Origin of the sequence: Saccharopolyspora sp. NPDC049357 (genome assembly GCF_040677225.1) — a bacterium.
Lineage (GTDB): Bacteria > Actinomycetota > Actinomycetes > Mycobacteriales > Pseudonocardiaceae > Saccharopolyspora.
Genome location: NZ_JBFAQJ010000035.1, coordinates 16,930 through 36,408, shown reverse-complemented (window position 1 = coordinate 36,408; position 19,479 = coordinate 16,930). Strand labels below are relative to the sequence as shown.

General features: G+C 69.7%; 19 protein-coding genes. 12 read left to right on the top strand and 7 right to left on the bottom strand.

The annotated features are described in order from the left end of the window. The first annotated feature begins 37 nt into the window (after positions 1-37). Entirely contained in the window at positions 38-1,216 is a 1,179-nt protein-coding gene (locus AB0J91_RS24855; protein WP_363873203.1) for an NADH:flavin oxidoreductase, read from the top strand. A gap of 225 nt (positions 1,217-1,441) precedes the next feature. On the opposite strand, the gene AB0J91_RS24850 is transcribed toward AB0J91_RS24855, so the two are convergent. Further along, the gene (locus AB0J91_RS24850; protein WP_363791792.1) at positions 1,442-2,242 is read right to left on the bottom strand and encodes a crotonase/enoyl-CoA hydratase family protein; all 801 of its coding nucleotides are present in this window, start codon (positions 2,240-2,242) and stop codon (positions 1,442-1,444) included. A 152-nt stretch (positions 2,243-2,394) separates the two neighbouring features. Between AB0J91_RS24850 and AB0J91_RS24845 the strand changes: the two genes are divergently transcribed. Genes AB0J91_RS24845 through AB0J91_RS24835 form a run of 3 tightly spaced genes read left to right on the top strand, consistent with a single transcriptional unit; the run spans position 2,395 to position 5,803 of the window. Then, positions 2,395-3,513 (top strand): acyl-CoA dehydrogenase family protein, encoded by a 1,119-nt coding sequence (locus AB0J91_RS24845; RefSeq protein ID WP_363873130.1) that lies wholly within the window; start codon positions 2,395-2,397, stop codon positions 3,511-3,513. Continuing rightward, on the top strand, positions 3,513-4,592 hold the full coding sequence (locus AB0J91_RS24840) for an acyl-CoA dehydrogenase family protein (protein ID WP_363873127.1): 1,080 nt from the start codon (positions 3,513-3,515) through the stop codon (positions 4,590-4,592). The genes AB0J91_RS24845 and AB0J91_RS24840 overlap by 1 nt, the downstream gene beginning before the upstream one ends. Beyond that, positions 4,589-5,803: a CoA transferase gene (locus AB0J91_RS24835; RefSeq protein ID WP_363873124.1), complete on the top strand. Its 1,215-nt coding sequence runs from the start codon at positions 4,589-4,591 to the stop codon at positions 5,801-5,803. The genes AB0J91_RS24840 and AB0J91_RS24835 overlap by 4 nt, the downstream gene beginning before the upstream one ends. Here the strand turns inward: AB0J91_RS24835 and AB0J91_RS24830 are convergent. Next, positions 5,787-6,395, bottom strand: a complete 609-nt coding sequence (locus AB0J91_RS24830; RefSeq protein ID WP_363791784.1) for a class I SAM-dependent methyltransferase — start codon at positions 6,393-6,395, stop codon at positions 5,787-5,789. The two genes, AB0J91_RS24835 and AB0J91_RS24830, sit on opposite strands and share 17 nt — an antisense overlap. A gap of 57 nt (positions 6,396-6,452) precedes the next feature. Next, a complete protein-coding gene (locus tag AB0J91_RS24825) occupies positions 6,453-7,292 on the bottom strand; it encodes a PaaX family transcriptional regulator C-terminal domain-containing protein (protein ID WP_363873121.1) in 840 nt (279 codons plus the stop codon). Between the two features lie 123 nt (positions 7,293-7,415). On the opposite strand from AB0J91_RS24825, the gene AB0J91_RS24820 reads away from it, so the two are divergent. Then, positions 7,416-8,282, top strand: a complete 867-nt coding sequence (locus AB0J91_RS24820; protein ID WP_363873200.1) for an amidohydrolase family protein — start codon at positions 7,416-7,418, stop codon at positions 8,280-8,282. 92 nt (positions 8,283-8,374) lie between these two features. Then, positions 8,375-9,691 carry an MFS transporter gene (locus AB0J91_RS24815; RefSeq protein ID WP_363873118.1) on the top strand — a complete coding sequence of 439 codons (1,317 nt, stop codon included), beginning with the start codon at positions 8,375-8,377 and terminating at the stop codon, positions 9,689-9,691. A 259-nt stretch (positions 9,692-9,950) separates the two neighbouring features. Here AB0J91_RS24815 and AB0J91_RS24810 read toward each other — a convergent pair whose 3' ends face one another. Further along, the gene (locus AB0J91_RS24810; protein ID WP_363792267.1) at positions 9,951-10,187 is read right to left on the bottom strand and encodes a response regulator transcription factor; all 237 of its coding nucleotides are present in this window, start codon (positions 10,185-10,187) and stop codon (positions 9,951-9,953) included. Positions 10,188-10,577: 390 nt separating this feature from the next. On the opposite strand from AB0J91_RS24810, the gene AB0J91_RS24805 reads away from it, so the two are divergent. Continuing rightward, on the top strand, positions 10,578-11,861 hold the full coding sequence (locus AB0J91_RS24805) for a glutamate decarboxylase (RefSeq protein WP_363873115.1): 1,284 nt from the start codon (positions 10,578-10,580) through the stop codon (positions 11,859-11,861). A 19-nt stretch (positions 11,862-11,880) separates the two neighbouring features. After that, complete coding sequence (locus tag AB0J91_RS24800) at positions 11,881-12,813, top strand: nitrilase-related carbon-nitrogen hydrolase (RefSeq protein ID WP_363791776.1); 933 nt, start codon at positions 11,881-11,883, stop codon at positions 12,811-12,813. Position 12,814: 1 nt separating this feature from the next. Here the strand turns inward: AB0J91_RS24800 and AB0J91_RS24795 are convergent, their stop codons facing one another. Next, positions 12,815-13,585 (bottom strand): 5-oxoprolinase subunit PxpA, encoded by a 771-nt coding sequence (locus tag AB0J91_RS24795; RefSeq protein WP_363873112.1) that lies wholly within the window; start codon positions 13,583-13,585, stop codon positions 12,815-12,817. A gap of 179 nt (positions 13,586-13,764) precedes the next feature. Here AB0J91_RS24795 and AB0J91_RS24790 point away from each other — a divergent pair, with 179 nt between their 5' ends. From AB0J91_RS24790 to AB0J91_RS24775, 4 genes are read left to right on the top strand one after another with little or no spacing between them, the layout of a single operon-like run. Continuing rightward, positions 13,765-14,658: a carboxyltransferase domain-containing protein gene (locus AB0J91_RS24790; protein WP_363873197.1), complete on the top strand. Its 894-nt coding sequence runs from the start codon at positions 13,765-13,767 to the stop codon at positions 14,656-14,658. Next, positions 14,655-15,635: a biotin-dependent carboxyltransferase family protein gene (locus AB0J91_RS24785; RefSeq protein ID WP_363791771.1), complete on the top strand. Its 981-nt coding sequence runs from the start codon at positions 14,655-14,657 to the stop codon at positions 15,633-15,635. Before AB0J91_RS24790 ends, AB0J91_RS24785 begins: the two co-directional genes overlap by 4 nt. A 20-nt stretch (positions 15,636-15,655) precedes the next feature. Continuing rightward, positions 15,656-15,895 (top strand): acetyl-CoA carboxylase, encoded by a 240-nt coding sequence (locus AB0J91_RS24780; protein ID WP_363873109.1) that lies wholly within the window; start codon positions 15,656-15,658, stop codon positions 15,893-15,895. After that, entirely contained in the window at positions 15,892-17,244 is a 1,353-nt protein-coding gene (locus AB0J91_RS24775) for an acetyl-CoA carboxylase biotin carboxylase subunit (protein WP_363873106.1), read from the top strand. The genes AB0J91_RS24780 and AB0J91_RS24775 overlap by 4 nt, the downstream gene beginning before the upstream one ends. 39 nt (positions 17,245-17,283) lie before the next feature. On the opposite strand, the gene AB0J91_RS24770 is transcribed toward AB0J91_RS24775, so the two are convergent. Together AB0J91_RS24770 and AB0J91_RS24765 are read right to left on the bottom strand one after the other, a co-directional pair. Next, entirely contained in the window at positions 17,284-18,762 is a 1,479-nt protein-coding gene (locus AB0J91_RS24770) for an amidase (protein ID WP_363873104.1), read from the bottom strand. Positions 18,763-18,831: 69 nt separating this feature from the next. Continuing rightward, complete coding sequence (locus tag AB0J91_RS24765; protein ID WP_363873101.1) at positions 18,832-19,476, bottom strand: alpha/beta hydrolase; 645 nt, start codon at positions 19,474-19,476, stop codon at positions 18,832-18,834. Positions 19,477-19,479: the final 3 nt, after the last annotated feature.

Below are 19,479 nucleotides of genomic sequence, written 5' to 3'. Positions count from 1 at the left end.
CCGACGAGGTGAGGACGAAGCGATGCGCGAGAAGGTCATGCCCGACGTGCTCGGCCCGGCGACGCTGGGGCCGTTGCGGCTGCGCAACCGCGTGCTCAAAGCCGCGACCTACGAGAAGAGGGCCCGTCGCGGACTGGTCACCGACGAGCTGATCGACTTCCACGTGCGGCACGCCGCCGGTGGTGTCGGGATGACCACGGTCGCCTACTGCGCGGTCGCGCCCGAGGGGCGCACCGACGGGCACCAGATCGTCTGGCGCGAGGAGGCCGTCCCGGGTCTGCGGCGGTTGACCGAGGCCGTGCACGCCGAGGGCGCTGCGATCTCCGCGCAGGTCGGCCACTCCGGGCCGGTCGCCGACTCCACCAAGACGAAGCTGCCCGCGCTCGGGCCGAGCAGGTCGCTGAGCCTGCAATCGCTGCGCCCGGTCAAGGCCGCGACCCCCGCCGACATCGACCGGGTCGTCCAGGCGCACGGCCAAGCCGCGACGATGGCCGTGGCAACCGGTTTCGACGCCGTCGAAATCCACTTGGGACACAACTACCTGGCCAGCTCGTTCCTCAGCCCCAAGCTCAACAGGCGCACCGACTCCTACGGCGGAAGTCTCGTGAACCGGGCCCGTTTCGCGTTGCGGATCATGCGCGCGGTCCGCGAAGCGGTCGGCGACCGGATCGCCATCCTGGCCAAGCTGAGCATGGATGACGGTGTGCCCGGCGGGTTCTGGCTGGACGAGGCGATCACGGTGGCGCAGTGGCTGGAGGCCGAGGGCACCGTGGATGCGTTGGAGATGACGGCGGGCAGTTCGCTGCTCAACCCGATGTACCTGTTCAAGGGCGACGCCCCGCTCCGCGAGTTCGCCTCGGTGATGCGCGAACCCATCCGCACCGGCGTGAAGCTGGTCGGCAGCAGGTTCCTCCGCGAATACCCCTACCAGGACGGCTACCTGCTGGACGACGCCCGCCAGATCCGCGCGGCGGTGGACCTGCCGATGGTGCTGCTCGGAGGCATCACCGACCGGCAGATCATGGACACCGCCATGCGGGAGGGCTTCCAGTTCGTGGCGATGGGCCGGGCCCTGCTCCGCGAACCCGACCTGATCAACCGCATCGCGGCGGACTCCGGCACCCGGTCGCTGTGCAACCACAACAACCGCTGCATGGTCACCATCTTCACCGGCTCCCGCTGCGTCCTGACCCCGGAGAACCCACCCCAACACTGATTTCAGTGGAACTCAGGCCCCGGATTTCAGTGGAAATCAGGGATTTCAGTGGAAGTCGGGGACCGGATTTCAGTGGAAGTTGGGGATTTCAGTGGAAGTCGGGGACCGGATTTCAGTGGAAGTTGGGGATTTCAGTGGAAATCGGAGACCCGAGTTCCACTGAAATCCGGGACAGCAGCCGCGGAACGGTCAGCAGCCGCGGAACGGACAGCAGCTGCGGAACGGTCAGCGGCCTCGGTAGGTGGCGGTGCGCTTGTCGAGCACGGCGTCCATGGCTTCGGCGTGGTCGGCGGTGTGGTGGGAGAGGGCCTGCATGGCGGCCGAGAGCTCCAGCACGTGGCGCAGGTCGTTGGTCCGGGACTCCTTGAGCAGCCGCTTGGCCATCCGGGTGGCGTGCGGCGGGTTCTTGGCGACCCGGGCTGCCAGCGCGCGGGCTTCGTCGAGCAGCTGCTCCGGCTCGACGACGTGCGCGACCATGCCCCATTCGAGGGCCTTCGCGGCCGTGACGCGGTCGCCGGTGAGCGCCATCTCCGCCGCGCGCTGCGGGCCGATGGCCTGGGTGAGGAACCAGGCGCCGCCGTCGCCGGGGATGATGCCCAGCTGCACGAAGGACTCGGCGAACCAGGCGTTGGTGGAGGCCACCCGCAGGTCGCACATCATGGCCAGGTCGCATCCGGCCCCGACCGCCGGGCCGTTGACGGCGGCCACCATCGGGACCTCGCACTCGGACAGGGCCAGCGGGATCCGCTGGATGCCGTCGCGGTAGCCGTTGCGCATCTCCCACGGGCTGCCGCTGAACATGCCGGCCTTCTCCCGCATGTCATTGACGTTGCCGCCGGCGGAGAACGCCTTGCCCGCTCCGGTGAGGACCACGCACCGCACGTCGAGGTCCTGCTGCGCCCGCCGCGCGTTGTCCTCGAACGCCTCGATCACGTCCGCACCGGAGATCGGATTGCGCTGATCGGGCAGGTTGATCGTCCAGGTCTCCACGTGATCGGCGCGCTCGACCAGCAGCACATCGGACATGAGAACCGTTCCTCCAAAGCAGCCGGGCCTGACTCGGCGACACCCTACGTGCCCGTGCGGTACCAGGTCATCGGCAAGGCCCGTTGACCTGCGACGTGCGTACCGGTTACGTGGTGAGCGCAACCGTTCCGGATCCAGTGCAGGAGTGGTCGATGCCGTCGTTGATGCCGCCGCCCGTTCGCGAGGACGAGGAGCTGGACGTGGTGCGCCGGGAGGTGCGGGGTTTCCTCGCGGAGCAGGTCGCCGCGGGCGCCTTCGAACCGACCGTGGACAGCTGGTTGAGCGGGTGGGACGTGGGTTTCACGCGCGCGCTCGCCGAGCGGGGATGGCTGGGCATGACCGTTCCCACCGAGTACGGCGGTCACGGGAGGACGTTCCTGGAGCGGTTCGTGGTCACCGAGGAGTTGCTGGCCGCAGGTGCGCCGGTCGCCGCGCACTGGATCTCCGACCGGCAGGTCGCGCCGAACCTGCTGCGCTTCGGCAGCGAGCGGCTCAAGCGGGAGTACCTGCCGCGCATCGTGACCGGTGAGGTGTTCTTCGCGATCGGCATGAGCGAGCCGGATTCGGGCTCCGACCTGGCCAGCGTGCGGACGCGGGCCGAACGGGTCGACGGTGGCTGGCGGGTGCGCGGCACCAAGCTGTGGACCTCCGGGGCGCACGTCGCGGACGCCTTCATCGCCCTCGTCCGCACCTCGCCGCCGGGGGAGGACCGCCACGGCGGGCTGAGCCAGTTGCTGGTGAGGCTGGATTCCCCGGGCGTGGAGATCCGGCCGGTCCTCTCGGCGAACGGGTCGCACCACTTCAACGAGGTCCACCTCGACGGGGTGGTGGTGCCCGACGATCACGTCGTGGGGGAGATCGGCGCGGGCTGGCACCAGGTCACCTCGGAGCTTGCGTTCGAGCGCTCCGGGCCGGAGCGGTTCCTGTCCACCTACCAGCTGGCGAAATCCCTGGTCGGGAGCCTGGAACCGGCCGAGGCGGGGAGGATCGCAGGCAGGCTGGCCGGACTGCACCAGATGTCGCTGTCCATCGCCGCCGCGCTCCAGCGCGGAGACCGGGCGGACGTTCCGGCAGCGCTGGTGAAGGTGCTCGGAACCGTCCTCGAAGGCGACATCGCCGACCTGGCCGACATCGCGACTCCGTCCGGCGAAACCGGCGACATCGCCGCGCTCACCCGCCGAGCCGTGCAGCAGCGGCCCGGGTTCACGCTGCGCGGCGGGACGAACGAGATCTTGCGAGGCGTCATCGCACGCGGATTGGGAATGCGCTGATGACCACCGTCGACCCTGAGCTGCGCGACGTGCTGCGCGAGGTCCTCGCCGGCGACCTCCTCGACCGGCTCGACCAGACCACCAGCGGCGTCGGTTTCGAAGCGGAGCTGTGGGAACGCTTGAGCAGACTCGGTTTCACCGCCCTGACCGCCCCGGAACAGCAGGGCGGCTCAGGCGCGGGATGGCCCGAAGCCGCCGCCCTCCTGAGCGAAAGCGCCGCCGCGGCAAGACATCTCCCGTTCGCCGAGAGCGACCTGCTGGCCCACTGGCTCCTCCGCGCGGCCGGAACTCCCGCGGACGACCCGGCGACTCCGCTGACCCTCGCGATCGTGGAACCCGACGGGACGGCCCGAGCGGTCCCCTGGCTTGGCCAGGTCCCCGCAGTCCTCCTCTTCCGCCGCCCCAACGGCACCTGCGCCGTAGCCGAAACCCCCACCCCACCCCACCCGGATCACTCCCGTAATCAGGGACCTGATCACGGGAGTGATCCGGGTGCCCGGTCCGGGTTGCCTCGGGGGGAGCTGCGGGGGGTTGAGGAACCTCCTGGGGTTGTGGAGGTCGGTTCGGGGGCGCTGGACGAGTTGGTCCTGCGGGGGGCTCTGGCCCGAGGGGTGCAGATCGTGGGGGCGTTGGACGAGGTCGTTCGGTTGTGCGTGGAGCACAGTCGGACTCGGGTGCAGTTCGGGCGTCCGATCGCGAAGTTCCAGGCCGTGCAGCACCTGGTGGCCGACGCCGCCGCTGAAGCGGCTCTTGCGCGTGCGGCGGTGGACGCGGCCGTGCTGGACGCGGCCGAAACCGGAGCGCCCTCGGCGGTCAAGGTCGCGGCGGCCCGGTCCTGCGCCGGTCACGCGGTATCGGTCGTGGTGCGCAACGCCCACCAGGTCCACGGGGCGATCGGCACGACCCAGGAGCACCCGCTGCAGCTGTTCACGCTGCCCGCGCTCGACTGGCGCGGCGAGTTCGGCACCACCCGCGACTGGGACCGCTTCCTCGGCGAGACCACGAGGACCTCCTCGCTGTGGGACGTGGTCCTCGGCGGTCCGGCCGAGACGCCCACCCTCCCGGGAGATCACCGATGAGCGGCGAACCGCTGGCCGGAGTGCGGGTCCTCGACCTGTCCACGGTGTTCATGGGGCCGTACGCGGCTCAGGTGCTCGCCGAGTGGGGCGCCGACGTCGTCAAGGTCGAATCGCTGCGCGGCGACCAGGTGCGAGGCGTCGGCGACACCTCGGGCGCCGGGGCCGGGCCGATCTTCGTCAACGCCAACCGGGGCAAGCGCTCCCTCGCCGTCGACCTCAAGAGCGACGACGCCCGCGAGGTGCTGCACGCGCTGGTGCGCGAGACCGACGTGCTGCTGCACAACATCCGCCCTCCGGCGGCGGCTCGGCTGGGACTCACCTGGGACGACCTGCGCGAGGTCAACCCGGCGCTGGTGCTGTGCGCGTTCCGCGGCTACGGCAGGAACGGCCCGCACGCCGACCGCCCCGCCTACGACGACGTGATCCAGGCGGCCTCCGGCATCGCCGACGCCCAGGCCGCCGCGGGCGGTGAGCCGGAGTACTGGCGCTCGGCGGCCTCCGACAAGGTGATGGGTCTCTACGGGGCCGCGGCCACCTGCGCCGCTCTCCGCGCTCGGGAGATCGACGGTGCCGGCCGCTCGGTGGAGATCCCGATGTTGGAGGGGATGGCGTCGTTCATGCTGCTCGACCGGCAGGGCGGCTGGCTCACCGATCCGCCGTCAGGCCCCACCGGTTACCCGAGGACCGACTCCGCGCACCGGCGCCCGTACGCCACCGAGGACGGTCACCTGGCCGTCATGATGTACGCCGACAAGCACTGGATCGCGTTCTTCGACCTGATCGGCCGACCCGAGCTCGCCGAGGACCCGCGCTTCCACGACATCGGGGCGCGCACGACCCACATCGACGAGCTCTACGCGCTGCTGGCCGAGGAGATGGTCCACCGCACCTCGGCGGAGTGGAGCGCGGCGTTCGAACGCGCCGACATCCCGCACGGGCCGGTCAACTCGATCGAAGACCTCTTCGCGGACCCGCAGCTGGTGGCGACCGGCTTCTTCCAGACCGTCGATCAGCCGGGCGTGGGCCCGGTCCGGCTGGCCCGGCGACCGATCGACTTCGGAACGCCACCGCCGCCACCGCGACCGGCCCCGCTGCTGGGCCAGCACTCCCGGGAGGTCCTGGCGGAAGCCGGTATCGCCGACGAGGACGTGCAACGCCTCATCGACGCGGGAGCGCTCGGCACCACCGACGAGATCACTCGGCCGGGCTGAGGATCGCGACGAGGAAGTTCGAGTCCGCGCGGCGCGGGCGCAGGTCCCAGGTGGCCAGCGCGAGGTCCTGCGCGAGCCCGGCGGCCTCCACGTCGGCGAAGAACTCGTCGGGTTCGTACCCGCGTCCGGTCCCGAACCCCACGGCCACCCGGCCCTGCGGCGCCAGGTGCTCGCGGAACCGCTGCAGCACGGTGCGGCGCGTGCTCGGGGCGAGGAAGGTCATCACGTTCCCCGCGCACACGATCACGTCGAACGGTTCGGTGATGCCGTGCGCGGCGAGGTCGAGTTCCGCGAGGTCGTCGACGATCCAGCGCGGCCCCGGGTGGTCCTCCTCCGCGGCCTTGATCAGCGCGGGGTCGACGTCCACCCCGACCACCTCGTGACCGGCCGCCGCGAGGGCACCGGCGACCCGGCCCGGACCGCATCCGGCGTCGAGAATGCGCGAGCCGCGCTCGGCCATCGCGTCGATCAGCCGAGCCTCGCCCGCGAGGTCCTCACCGGCCTCGGCCAGACCGCGCATGCGACCGATGTACCAGGCGGAATGCCCCGGGTCAGCCGCCACCTTCTGCATCCACACGCTCTGCTCGACCATGTCTCCCATTGTGCGCGTCGAGGTGGTCCGCCGGTCAGCGCCCCAGCGGCGCGGGGCTCACGGCCTGGTGGGTCGGATCTGCTCGATCGCCTGCTCGGCCAGGGGAGAGGCGGTGGCGTCGTAGTGGCGGGCGAGGTCGCGGAAGAGCCCCTCCGCGCGGATGGCGGGCCAGTCGGCGTCGAGGTGTTCGGCAGGCAGGTGCGGGTCCTGGCGGACCAGTTGCAGCCAATCGGTGTGCAGCACGAGCTGCCGCGCCAGGTCGTCCGGGGCGGAGGGCAGCGGGGACGGGGCGTCCCAGCGAGCGAGGAAGGCGCGGTAGCGCTCGGCGATGGCGTCGAGGTCGAACGCCTTGCGGACCAGGTCGGCGGCCTCCGTCGGCTTCGCCCGCTGCGCGGTGAACACCGTGACGTGGTCGTTGAGCCCCAGCTCGTCGACGATCCGGACGACGTCGGTCTCGCCCGGTGCGATCCACAGACCGTTCTGCAGCGGGCCGAACCCGGCCCAGATCAGCTTGGAGCGGAGGTCGTGGCGGTCGCTGCGCCGGGCGTCGGGCAGCGAGAAGGCCACGAGGGTCCAGTTGCCGTCCCAGTCGCGGTTGACCGCGCCGGTCTGCCAGATCCGCCGCTCGCCGTCCTCGAGGACCTGGCTGGCGTGCTCGGTGAGTCCGAAGTAGACGCGGCGGCCCTGGCGGTGCCGGGTCAGCAGCCCACGCTTGGCCATGCGGCTCAGCGTCGAGCGCACCGCCTCCTCCGAGACGTCGATCCGGTCGAAGACGTCGATGATGCTGCCCGAGTAGACCGCCGTGCCGCGGCCGAGCACGTGCAGGCCCAGGAAGCTGAGCATCAGCGACTGCGGCCGGGCCGAGTAGGTCAGCGCGTCATCGGCGGAGGTGGTCACGTGACCAGCGTAGTCACGCTCAATGTTGGGCACAATGTTGACGGCCGTCATCACATCGCCGTACTTTCGGTCCGGTCGGCACGCTCGCGGAAGGGACCTCCGACTGACATGACCGGACACGCCATGAACGTCGACGAACTGGTCGCCATCGACGTGCACACCCACGCCGAGATCTCCAAGGACGGCCACGGCTCGCTGAGCCCGGAGCTGTTCGGGGCGTCGGAGGAGTACTTCAAGGCTCAGGGGCACCGGCAGCCGAGCATCGCCGAGATGGCCGATCACTACCGGCAGCGGCGGATGGCCGCGGTGGTGTTCACGGTGGACGCCGAACACGCCACCGGGCATCCGCGCATCGCCAACGAGGAGGTCGCCGAGAGCTGCGCCGAGCACTCCGACGTGCTGATCCCGTTCGCGAGCGTGGACCCGTGGAAGGGCAAGGCAGGGGTGCGGGAGGCGCGTCGCCTGGTCGCCGAGCACGGGGTCCGCGGGTTCAAGTTCCACCCGAGCATCCAGGGCTTCTCCCCGAACGACCCGATGGCGTACCCGCTCTACGAGGCGATCGAGGAGCTCGGCGTGCCGGCGCTGTTCCACACCGGGCAGACCGGTATCGGCGCGGGCGTGCCGGGTGGTGGCGGGATCCGGATGAAGCACTCGAACCCGATGCTCGTCGACGACGTGGCCGTCGACTTCCCCGAGCTGCGGATCATCCTCGCGCACCCGTCGTTCCCGTGGCAGGACGAGGCGCTGGCGGTGGCCACGCACAAGCCGTTCGTCTACATCGACCTGTCGGGCTGGTCGCCGAAGTACTTCCCGCCGCAGCTCGTGCACTACGCGAACTCGCTGCTGCAGGACAAGGTGCTGTTCGGCTCGGACTACCCGGTGATCACGCCCGACCGCTGGCTGTCGGACTTCGAGAAGCTCGACATGAAACCGCACGTCCGGCCGAAGATCCTCAAGGACAACGCGGTCACCCTGCTCGGGCTGAGGTGAACGACCAGCGGTGCCAGAACCGCTGAACCATCCGCTGTGGACAGTCAATCCGCGCTGGTGCCGGTGGCACCCCCGACGACGAGGGTCTCAGCATGACAGATCCGACCACACCTCCACCGGCGCAGCTCCGACGCGCCGTCGCGTCCAGCTTCCTGGGCAGCGTGATCGAGTACTACGACTTCCTGCTCTACGCGACGGCGTCGGCCGTGGTGTTCAGCCAGGTGTTCTTCACCAACCTCGACCCGCTGGTGGCGACGGTGGCCAGCTTCGGCACGTTCGCCACCGGTTACCTGGCGCGCCCGATCGGCGGTCTGGTCTTCGGCCACTTCGGCGACCGGCTCGGCCGCAAGCGGATGCTGGTGCTCACGATGCTGCTGATGGGCATCGCCAGCTCGCTGATCGGACTGCTGCCCACCTACGAGCAGATCGGTGCGTGGGCGCCGCTGGGACTGGTGCTGCTGCGGGGCCTGCAAGGCGTCGCCGTCGGCGGTGAGTGGGGTGGTGCGGTGCTGATGTCGGCCGAGCACGCCACCTCGCGACGCGGTCTGTGGGCCAGCTTCACCAACGCGGGCGCGCCCTGCGGCATGGTGCTGTCCACCGCGGTGCTGACCGGCACGGCCGCGGTCCTCGGCGAGGACGCGTTCCTGGCCTGGGGCTGGCGCATCCCGTTCCTGCTCAGCATCGCGCTGCTGGTGCTGGGGCTGTTCGTGCGGTTGAAGGTCGCCGAACCCCGGCTGTTCCAGGAGTCGGAGCGCGCCAAGACGGCACCGCTGATCGAGGTGCTGCGCACCAGGCCGAAGCAGCTCGCGCTCGGCGTCGGAGTGGGGCTGTCGGCGTTCGTGGCGCAGTCCACCCTGACCACCTTCGTGCTCGCCTACGGCGTGCAGGCGGGGTTCAGCAGGCAGGTGGTGCTCAACGCGATCACGATCTCCTCCGCGTGCGCGGTCGTGGGCATCATCGCGTGGTCGGCCGCCTCGGACCGCCTGGGCAGGCGACCGGTGGTCCTGGCGGGCGCCATCGCCATGGCCGCCTACAGCTTCGCCCTGTTCCCGATGGTCGACAGCGGGAGCGGAGCCCTGCTGGTGACCGCTCTGGTGCTCGGGCAGGGCGTGCTGCACCCGATGATGTACGGCCCGCTGGCCGCCCTGTACACCGAGCTGTTCAGCACCGGGAGCCGTTACACCGGAGCCTCCCTCGGCTACCAGCTGGCGGGGTTGGGCGGCGGTCTGGCCCCGGTGCTGTTCGCGCAGCTGCAGAGCAGCGGAGCGGGCACGATCGCGCTCTCCGGCACGATCACCGCCTTCTGCGCGCTCACCGTCGGGTGCGTCCTGGCCCTCCGCGAGACCAGCGGCCACGACCTGAGCGGCACCGCGCAGGCGCAGCGCGTGGAGGGCGGGACGCTTCCCTGAGATCCGACAACCACCTCCTTGCCGTATTGAACTGATCGCGCGCCTGGTCGACTCTGTCGGACGGTGGTGATCTGCTCCTGAGATCCGCTCCGCCACCTCCACGCCTGATCCTGTTCGGACGGAAGGAGCTGATGTGGCCACCTCACAGCGTCGCGGTGGGCGGGTTCGCCTGCGCGGCACACCTCCGGGCGAGGCGCCCGGAGGTGCACGAGGATTCGGACGCGGACCTGGAGCGGTTCTGCGGTACCACTCCCGCGAGCTAACCCATGCGGCCCAGCGCCTTCACCACGGCTGAAGTCCGGTCGCCCACACCGAGTTTCGTGAAGATGTTCCGGAGGTGGTTCTTGACCGTGCGTTCCGATATCCCCAGTGATCGTCCGATCTGCTTGTTGGAGGAGCCGCGAGCCAGGTGATCGAGCACCTCTCGTTCCCGCTTGGTCAGCGGTGAAAGCACCTCGGTCAGCGTGGTTTCGGAAGAATCCGATGATTCGAGCATGTTGATCCTTAATGAAGCTAGCTGACCGACCTGGTTCAGAACCTGACGCATCGCACGCGAGTGCTCGACGGCCTCGTGCAGCAACGCGGTGATCGCCCGGTCCAGAGCCCGGTCAGATGAACGGGCCATGAAATGCCTCCACTGGGCGGATCGTCCGGGGGCACCCTGCACCCGTCCTTTCCTACTTCCCATTTCGCCACAGCATTACGCGCGAATTACGACCCTGTCCGCGAATCCCTCGTATGAGTGGGTAATTGCCCCGTGTGGACCAGTCCCAGCGGCCTGGGACTAGTTCGGAAGATCTGGGGCGAATTGTTCATGGTAACTGGTCCTGCCTGGTCGTAGCGTTGATCGTGTTTCGCACACAACCAGGAACAGGAGCATTCGACGATGTCTGCTTTGCCGAAGGCGTTCGAGGAATCATCGGGTTGCTCGACGCAACTTCGGGGCGGGATCCCTTTATTCGGAATGGACGCGGATGAGGCTTTCAAAGCCGTCACCGAAAGGCTGAGCGGAGACGGCCCGCCGGAGCGCAACCTCGCGACCTTCCTGACCACATCGATCGAACCGGAGGCTCACCGGCTGTACCGCGAGTACCTGAACTACAACCTCGTCGACCGAGAGCAGTACCCGGCCATCGACGCGCTGCTGCGCGAGTGCGTCGACATCATCAGCGCGCTGTGGCACGGCGATGCGGGCCAGGTCGTGGGCAGTGCCACCACCGGGTCCAGCGAGGCGGCGATGCTCGCCGGTGCGTCCTTGCTGCGGACCTGGCAGGACCGCACCGGCGATCGGCTGAGCCGGCCGAACATCGTCATGGGTGCCGGCGCGCACGCCTGCTGGAAGAAGTTCTGCCGTCACTGGGGGGTGGAGGCCCGCGTCGCTCCGGCGACCGACAACGGGCCGGCGCTCGACGGCAGCGTGGTCGAGCGCCTCTGCGACGAGCGGACCATCGGCGTCGTCGGAATCCTGGGGTCCACTCTGGACGGCCGCTACGAACCCATCGCCGAGATCGCGGAGCGGCTGGACCAGCTGGAGGAGCAGCGCGGTATCGACATCCCGCTGCACGTCGACGCCGCATCGGGCGGTTTCATCGCACCGTTCCTGGACCCGGAGCTGCTCTGGGACTTCCAGATCCCGCGAGTGGTCTCGATCAACGCTTCCGGCCACAAGTCCGGCATGGTGCTGCCTGGCCTGGGCTGGTTGCTGTGGCGTGACCGGAGCCGTCGCCGCCCCGAACTGGGGGTTCGGATCAACTACCTCGGCGGCGACGACGCCCACTACGAGCTGACCTTCTCCAGGTCGGCGGCTCCCGTGGTCATCCAGTACTACAACTTCGTGCGCCTCGGGCTCGCCGGTTTCCGCGCCGTGCACGCCCGTTCCAGGTCGCTCGCGCAGCGGCTGGCCACGCGGTTGCAGGCAACCGGACGGCTGCGGGTTCTGGGCGACGGCAGTGAGTTACCCGTGGTCGTGGTGACCGCGGAACCGCCCGTCGACCTGCGGGAGGTGTCCAAGCGACTGGCCGATCTCGGCTGGTCCGTACCCGTCTACACCTTCCCGCCGAAGCTCGACGACGTCGAGGTGATGCGCATCGTCGTGCGCGGTGATCTCACGTCGGAGGCGGTCGAGACCCTCGCGACCGCCGTCGAGGAATTCGTTTCCCACGCGAACTGATCGGAAAAGGAGAACATCCATGCGTCCCGTCCGAATCGTCAGCCGGTTGACCGACCGCGAACCACCGCGGTCCGGCACCGGGATTCGCCTCGCGCTCTTCCAGGGCGAGAACCCCTCGGGAACGCCCGAGGCGGTGGCGGAGAACCTCCTCCGGATGGAGGAGGTGTTGGCGCTCGCCGCCGGCTACGGAAGCCAGCTGTGCGCCTTCCCCGAATGCTTCAACACCGGCTACGCGCTCAACCGCGAGCTGTGCGAGCAGCTCGCCGAGCCGAGTGACGGAAGGAGTGTCGAACTGGCCAGGAAGCTGTCCACCCAGCACGAGATCGCGGTCGCCCTGCCCTACGTCGAAAGGGGCGCCAACGGTGCGCTGCACGACTCGGTGGCCCTCGTCGCCGACGGGGAGCTCCAGGCCAACTACCGCAAGACCCACCTCTACGGCGAGGCCGAACGGGTGAACTTCACGCCGGGGCACGACCTGCCACCCGTGGTCCAGGTGAACGGGTTCCCGGTCGGGCTGCTCAACTGCTACGAGTGCGAGTTCCCGCCGCTGTACCAGAGCCTGGTGCGGCGGGGAGCGCGACTGATCGTCGGCCCCACGGCCGCCGACCGGCACTTCACGCTCCAGAACGGGCACCCGACGCTGGTGGCCTACCCCGACGCCACCGAGCACATCATCCCCGCGATGGCCGCCGTCTGGCGGGTTTTCGTGGCCTACGCCAACCGGCGCGGCTGGGAGGTGTCCGACCGCGGCCAGTGGGAGTACCGGGGCAACTCCGGCATCTGGGCGCCGGACGGCTCCCCGGTCGTCAGCGCCGGGCCGGAGGAGCGCGCGGTGGACTCGTTGCTGCTGGCCGACTGCCTGCCCGAAGCGGTGCCGCCGTTCAGCCCGGAAGGTGACCACCTGAGCGATTCGCGGATGGCCGAATCCGAAAGGCTGTTGCCCGCGGGCTGAATCAGCCTCGAGCGTCCGCCACTTCGGCCATCGGCGCAAGACGGACACCCGCGGAGGCGAACCGTTCGCGGATCGCCTCCGCGATGTCCACCGCGTTCGGCCGGTCGCCGTGCAGGCAGATCGTGTCGGCGTCGACCGGGATGGGTTCGCCCGACACGGAGCGCACCTCGCCCCGCAGCACGGCCTCCGCCTGATCCGCGCAGGTCTCCGGCGACTTCGGCAGCGGCTCCGGTTCGATGATGATGTGCCCGGAGTCGTCGTAGTCGAGGTCGGCGAAGGCCTCGCGGATCACCGGGAACCCGCGTTCGGCGAGGCGTTCGGACACGGGCCCGGCCAGCAGCACGACCCGCACGCCGGGAGCCGCGGTCGCGAGTGCCTCCACGATGGCTTCGGCGACCCCCTCGTCCTTGAGCGTCAGCCCGTAGAACGCGCCGTGCGGCTTGACGTGCCGGATCGTCTCACCGCAACGAGCGGCGATCGCCTGCAGCGCCCCGAACTGGTACAGGCAGGCGCGCGCGGCGTCCTCCGGGCTCAGCGCCATGGCGCGCCTGCCGAAACCGGCGAGGTCGGGAAAACCGGGGTGCGCGCCGACAGCGGTGTCCCCGTCGCGTGCCAGTTCGACGGAGCGCTGCATCGTCGCCGGGTCCCCGGCGTGCCAGCCGCAAGCGATGTTCACCGACGTCACGAGGGGGATGAGGCGGGCGTCGTCACCGAGACGCCACCGCCCGAAGCTCTCCCCAGCATCGGCGTTGAGATCGACGAGAGTGCGCATGGACTCACCTCCGGATCCGGGCGCCCACCTTAGTTTCCGGTGATTGCGCACGCAGATCAATCAGCCTATCCTCTCACTCGAAGGTGGTCGATTGGTGACCGACGCGCTGCGTCGAGCCGTCCCGCGGCGCATTCTCGACTGGCACTCGTCGGGTGATGCGGAGGTGCGCCGTGACCGTGATGGAGGTTCAACTACCACCGGCTCGGTACGAATTCGGCGGGGATGAGTTCATCTTCGTCGAAATCGACCGCGAGATGAGCCTGGAGGCCAATCTCAAGGCGATGGCCATCACCGGCGCGTTGCGCCGGGAGAACATCGACGGGGTCGTCGACATCTGCCCGTCGAACGCTTCATACCTCGTTCGGTTGGATCCGGATCGCCTGCATCCGACCGAACTCGTGGAGGAACTGCGCCGACTGGAACGCACGGCGGGTGAGCTGCGCAGCGATGATGCTGTGAGCACCCGGATCGTGGACGTGCCGGTGCTCTTCGACGACCCGTGGACTCGCGAAACCCTGATGAGGTTCCGCGATCGCCACCAGGACCCGGAGGTCACCGACCTCGAATACGCCGCCCGGATCAACGGGTTCTCCGATGTCCCGTCGCTGATCGAGTCGATCACCTCGGCGCCGTTCCTGGTCACCATGCTCGGGTTCGTCCCGGGACTTCCGTTCTGCTACCAGATGGTTCCGCGCGACCGGCAGATCGAGGTGCCCAAGTACGTGCGCCCGCGCACGGACACACCGGAGCGCGCGTTCGGCTACGGCGGCGCGTTCTCCGTGGTGTACCCGGTGCGAGGTGCCGGCGGGTACCAGCTGTTCGGGATCGCGCCCGCTCCGGTCTTCGACCTGGCGCAGCGGCTTCCCGACTTCGCCGACGACATCGCGTTCCCGCGTCCCAGCGATGTGCTGCGGTACCGGGCGATCGACCGGGACGAGTACGACCGCACGCGCGTGGAGGTCGAGGAGGGTCGGTTCCGCTACCGGATCCGCGAGGCGGAACTGGTTCCGGCGGAACTGCTCGCAGACCCGGACGCGGTCAACCGCGGGCTGTTGGAGGTGCTGTACAGATGAGTTCCTTGATCGTGCGCACGAGCGGCCTGTCCACGACCGTCCAGGACTCGGGTCGGGACGGCCAGTACGCCATCGGGATGCCGCCTTCGGGCGCGATGGACCAGTACTCCTACGCGGTCGCGAACATGCTGGTCGGCAATCCCGACGGCGCCGCCGTGCTGGAGGCGACCTACATCGGGCCCGAGCTGGAGTTCACCGATTCCCGCAGCGTTGCGGTCACCGGAGCCGACAGCGTCGTCACCATCAACGGCGAACCGGCGCCGACCTGGCAGACGCTGGGGATGAAGGCCGGTGACGTGCTGGCGGTGAAGGCCGTGCGCGCGGGTGCCCGGCCCTACATCGCGGTCAGCGGTGGCGTGGACGTGCCGCTCTACCTCGGCTCGCGCTCGACCTACATGCTCACCGGCATCGGCGGTTTCGAAGGCCGCGCGCTGGTCGACGGGGACCGGGTCCCGCTCGGAGGGGCAGTGGAATCGCCCGCGCCGGGCACCGTGATTCCCGCCGAACTCATCCCGGAGTTCCCGGAATCCACGGTGCTGCGGCTGGTCGTCGGGTTGTGCGCCTACCGGTTGACCGAGCGAGCGCTGGAGTCGTTCCTCACCACGGAGTGGAAGGTCACCAAGGACGCCGACCGGGTCGGTTACCGGTTGCGCGGCGGGTCGCTGGAATTCGTCGAGCGGGAGCAGCCGTTCGGCGCGGGAAGCGACCAGGCCAACGTCGTCGACCTCGGTTACCCGGTCGGGTCGGTGCAGGTTCCCGGCGGTGACGAGCCGATCGTGCTGCTCAACGACGCGGTCACCGGTGGCGGCTACGCGACCATCGGCACCGTGATCTCGGTGGACCGGGACCGGATGGCGCAGGCCAGGACCGGCAGCAAGGTGCAGTTCGAGCGGGTGGACATCGATGGTGCGGTGGCCGCTCGGTCCGAACGGCGTGCACGTCTCGAAAAAGCGCGGGCGGCGGTTGCCGGCGCCTAGAGCCGGCGGAGGGGGAATTGATGTCCACAGTGGATGCTCAGATGCCCGGGGTTTTCTACCGGCGCCCATCGCCCGAATCGGACCCGTACATCGAGCCCGGAACCGTGGTGCGATCCGGGCAGACGATCGGGCTCATCGAGGTGATGAAGACCTTCAACGAGGTCAAGGCCGAACGCGAATGCCGGGTCAGCAAGATCTTGCTCGACGACGGTGACGAGGTGGACATCGGCCAGACGATGTTCGAGGTCGATGACGTATGAGCGGCCTGCGGCGAGTGATGGTGGCCAACCGCGGCGAGATCGCGGTTCGGATCATCCGTGCGTGCCACGTGGCGGGTGTCGAAGCGGTGGCGGTCTACTCCGACGCCGACGAGCACTCGAAATGGGTTCGGATGGCCGATGATGCGGTGCACATCGGTCGTTCCGCCGCGCAGAAGTCGTACCTGGACCCGGACGCGCTGCTCAAGGCGGCGCGTGCGACCGAGGTCGACGCGGTGCACCCGGGTTACGGCTTCCTCTCCGAGAGCGGTGCTTTCGCCAGGGCGATCGACGAGGCGGGGCTGGTGTTCATCGGTCCTCGACCGGCGGTCCTGGAGCAGATGGGTGACAAGGCGGCCGCGCGCGGTGCGGCGGCCTCGGCCGGTGTTCCGGTGGTTCCCGGCACCGACCCGATCGACGATCCGGCCGACGTGCCCCGGCTGGCCGCGGAGATCGGATTCCCGTTGCTGCTCAAGGCGGCCGCAGGAGGCGGAGGACGCGGCATCCGGCCGGTCCACGACCTCGACGGTCTGCTGGACGCACTTCCCGCCGCCCAGGCGGAGGCGCGTTCGGCGTTCGGGGACCCGGCGGTCTACCTGGAGCGCGCCGTGGCCAACGCCAGGCACGTGGAGGTGCAGGTCCTCGCCGACGACCACGGCAACGTGGTGCACCTCTTCGAGCGGGACTGCTCGGTGCAGCGGCGCAGGCAGAAGCTCATCGAGGAGGCGCCGGCGCCAGCGCTGCACGAGGAGACCCGGCAGGCCATCACCGCCGCGGCGGTGCGGCTGGCCGAGCACGTCGGGTACCGCGGTGCGGGCACTGTCGAGTTCCTCGTCGACGGTGACGGCAACTTCTACTTCATCGAGATGAACGCGCGGGTCCAGGTCGAGCACCCGATCACCGAGGCGATCACCGGCGTGGACGTCGTCGCGGAGCAGTTGCGCATCGCCGGTGGCGAAGCGCTGTCGATGGACCAGTCCTCGATCGAGCGTCGCGGCGCGGCCGTTGAACTGCGCATCAACGCCGAGGACCCGGAACGCGATTTCGCCCCCACACCCGGCGAGATCACCGTCCTGCGGCTGCCGGGAGGACCCGGCGTCCGGGTCGACACGGGCATCTCGCAGGGAGACCGGATCAGCCCGTTCTACGACTCGCTCATCGCGAAGATCATCTGCTGGGGCGCGGACCGGGACCAGGCCTACGCCCGAGCCCGGCAAGCGCTCACCGAGTTCCAGGTGGAAGGCGTGGCCAGCACGGCAGCCCTGCACCGAGAACTCACCAACGACCCGGAACTGGCAGCGGGCCCGGTCCACACCCTGTGGCTGGAACACCACCTCAGCAACGGCCGGTGATCCTGCCGTCGTCGGTGGAATCCGTTTCGCCGCAGGTGCTTACCGGGATGGTTGCCCTACCTCGCCTCTGCTCGGCGTCTGGAAGCCGCCGATCTGGTCTTCGAGCAGTTCGGCCAGGCGCAGCGGGGTGCGGTCCTCGAACGTCGGACCGATGAGCTGCACTCCCACGGGTAGTCCCTCGGGGGACAGGCCCGCAGGAATCGCGGTGGCGGGCAGGCCGGGCATGGTGGCCAGACCGGCCCAGACGAGCTGATCGAAGTACGGGTGCTCGACGCCGTCGATGTCGAGCCGGCGGTCCAGCAGGTCGGGGTCGTGGTCGTGCGGGAACGCGGGAGTCGGCGTGATCGGGCACGCCACGGCATCGAACTCGTCGAACAGCTGCCGCCAGCCGTGGCGGTGGAGTTCGCGGCGGTGGTTCACCTCGATCCACTCGCGGTGGCTCAACACCATCCCGCGCAGCCGCGCCGCGTCGAGGCTCTGGTCGTCCGCGCTCAGGCGGGCTGCGCGGGCCCGCAGCTGCTCGTAGGCGTCGATGGGAAAACGGGCGACGGAGCCGGAGAACAGCAGTTGCGCGTAGAGCGAGGCCGCTTCAGCGAGATCGGACAGCAGGGGGGTGTGCCGTTCGACGCGGGCACCTCCGGCGACGAGCGCGTCGGCCACCCGGTTCACTCCTGCTCGCACCGCGGCCCCGGTCGCGATGAACGGGTGCTCGTCGAGGACCAGCACCCGGAAGTCGCGGAGCCGATCGTGGCGCGCGGGCGGCAGCGCCACGTGGTGCGCCTTGCCGAGCGTCAGCGGGTCCGGTCCGGCCATGACGTCGAGCAGGAGCGCGAGGTCGCGGGCGGTGCGCGCCATCGGACCGGCGACGACGAGGTCGTGCTCGACCGGCAACGCCGGTCCGGGCGGCGGGACCATGCCGCGGGTCGGCGCCAGTCCGAGCGTCGGCTTGTGCGCGTAGACGCCGCAGAAGTGCGCCGGGGTGCGCAGCGAACCGGCGAGGTCGGAGCCGATGGACAGCGCACCGAACCCGGACGCCAGGGCCGCCGCGGATCCGCCGGAGGAACCGCCGGACGTGCGGCCGTGGTCCCACGGGTTGTTGGTGGTGCCGTGGATCTCGTTGAAGCTCTGCAGATCCTGCAGGCCCAACGGCACGTTCGTCTTGCCGAGCACCACCGCACCGGCGGCTTTGAGTCGCGACACCTGCACCGCGTCCTGGGCCGGTACGAAGTCCCGGTGCTGCGGCATGCCCCAGGTCGTGGGCATCCCGGCCACGTCGTAGGACTCCTTGACCGTGACTGGAACGCCCAGCAGCGGCCGGTCCTCGCCCCGGCGGAGCGCCTGGTCGGCCTGATGCGCCGCCGCCCGAGCACGATCGAAGTCGGGCGCGCAGATCGCGTTGATCTCCCCGTCGTCCCGCTCGATCCCGGCGATCGCCACCTCGGTCAGTTCCGCCGAGGACACCTCACCAGCGCGCAACGCGGCCGCCAGCTCTCCGGCCGATCGAAAGTTGTCATCCATGGTTCGGACGCTAACCGCACACCGCGCAGGCCATGAAATCCCGCTTCGCGCAACGGAGAAGTCCGCTCCTCAGCCGTCGAAGAACTCCAGGGCCGAGGTCTTGAAGGTCCTGCTCGACACGGCGTTGAAGTGGTTGCGGCGGCCCAGGGAGACGTACGGGACGTTCAGGGCCGTGGCGAAGGAGAGCGCGTCCGCGGCCACTTCGTCGTCGTCCCCCGCGGCGAGCAGGACGGGGGCCGGGGGCCGGCCGGAGAGGCGGTGACCCGCCATGCCTTCGATGCACGGGCCGAGGTCCTCGCCGGAGAGGGCCTGCTGGACGCGGAGCATGGATTCGCGCTGGACCGCGCCGCCTCCGATCCCGCCGAGCGCGAGGGCGCGGACCCGCTCGGGGGCCAGCCGGGCCAGGGCCCAGCCGACGACACCGCCCATCGAATAGGTCACCACGTCCACCGCGGGCACCTCCGCCGCGTCGAGCACGGCGAGGACGTCGCGGGCGAGGTCGTCGGGGGAGTAGCCCGTCGTGGCGCGTTCGCTGTGGCCGTGCCCGCGCAGGTCTGTGACCACGTGCCCGCGATCGGCCACCGCGCGGAGCCAGCCGGTGCGCTCCCACGTCCGCTCCGAATCGGAGGCGAACCCGTGCAGGAGCAGCACCGGCCGGGGACCGGGTTCGACGTCGTACCAGAGCTTCACGCCGTCACGCGCGGTCGCGGGCATCGG

Coding starts and splice junctions, on each gene's coding strand:
- AB0J91_RS24855 (WP_363873203.1), top strand. CDS start 38: ATGCCCGACGTGCTCGGCCCGGCGACGCTGGGGCCGTTGCGGCTGCGC.
- AB0J91_RS24770 (WP_363873104.1), bottom strand. CDS start 18,762: ATGGATGACAACTTTCGATCGGCCGGAGAGCTGGCGGCCGCGTTGCGC.
- AB0J91_RS24800 (WP_363791776.1), top strand. CDS start 11,881: ATGCGTCCCGTCCGAATCGTCAGCCGGTTGACCGACCGCGAACCACCG.
- AB0J91_RS24835 (WP_363873124.1), top strand. CDS start 4,589: ATGAGCGGCGAACCGCTGGCCGGAGTGCGGGTCCTCGACCTGTCCACG.
- AB0J91_RS24775 (WP_363873106.1), top strand. CDS start 15,892: ATGAGCGGCCTGCGGCGAGTGATGGTGGCCAACCGCGGCGAGATCGCG.
- AB0J91_RS24795 (WP_363873112.1), bottom strand. CDS start 13,585: ATGCGCACTCTCGTCGATCTCAACGCCGATGCTGGGGAGAGCTTCGGG.
- AB0J91_RS24845 (WP_363873130.1), top strand. CDS start 2,395: ATGCCGTCGTTGATGCCGCCGCCCGTTCGCGAGGACGAGGAGCTGGAC.
- AB0J91_RS24790 (WP_363873197.1), top strand. CDS start 13,765: ATGGAGGTTCAACTACCACCGGCTCGGTACGAATTCGGCGGGGATGAG.
- AB0J91_RS24820 (WP_363873200.1), top strand. CDS start 7,416: ATGAACGTCGACGAACTGGTCGCCATCGACGTGCACACCCACGCCGAG.
- AB0J91_RS24810 (WP_363792267.1), bottom strand. CDS start 10,187: ATGCTCGAATCATCGGATTCTTCCGAAACCACGCTGACCGAGGTGCTT.
- AB0J91_RS24830 (WP_363791784.1), bottom strand. CDS start 6,395: ATGGTCGAGCAGAGCGTGTGGATGCAGAAGGTGGCGGCTGACCCGGGG.
- AB0J91_RS24805 (WP_363873115.1), top strand. CDS start 10,578: ATGTCTGCTTTGCCGAAGGCGTTCGAGGAATCATCGGGTTGCTCGACG.
- AB0J91_RS24765 (WP_363873101.1), bottom strand. CDS start 19,476: ATGCCCGCGACCGCGCGTGACGGCGTGAAGCTCTGGTACGACGTCGAA.
- AB0J91_RS24815 (WP_363873118.1), top strand. CDS start 8,375: ATGACAGATCCGACCACACCTCCACCGGCGCAGCTCCGACGCGCCGTC.
- AB0J91_RS24850 (WP_363791792.1), bottom strand. CDS start 2,242: ATGTCCGATGTGCTGCTGGTCGAGCGCGCCGATCACGTGGAGACCTGG.
- AB0J91_RS24780 (WP_363873109.1), top strand. CDS start 15,656: ATGTCCACAGTGGATGCTCAGATGCCCGGGGTTTTCTACCGGCGCCCA.
- AB0J91_RS24840 (WP_363873127.1), top strand. CDS start 3,513: ATGACCACCGTCGACCCTGAGCTGCGCGACGTGCTGCGCGAGGTCCTC.
- AB0J91_RS24785 (WP_363791771.1), top strand. CDS start 14,655: ATGAGTTCCTTGATCGTGCGCACGAGCGGCCTGTCCACGACCGTCCAG.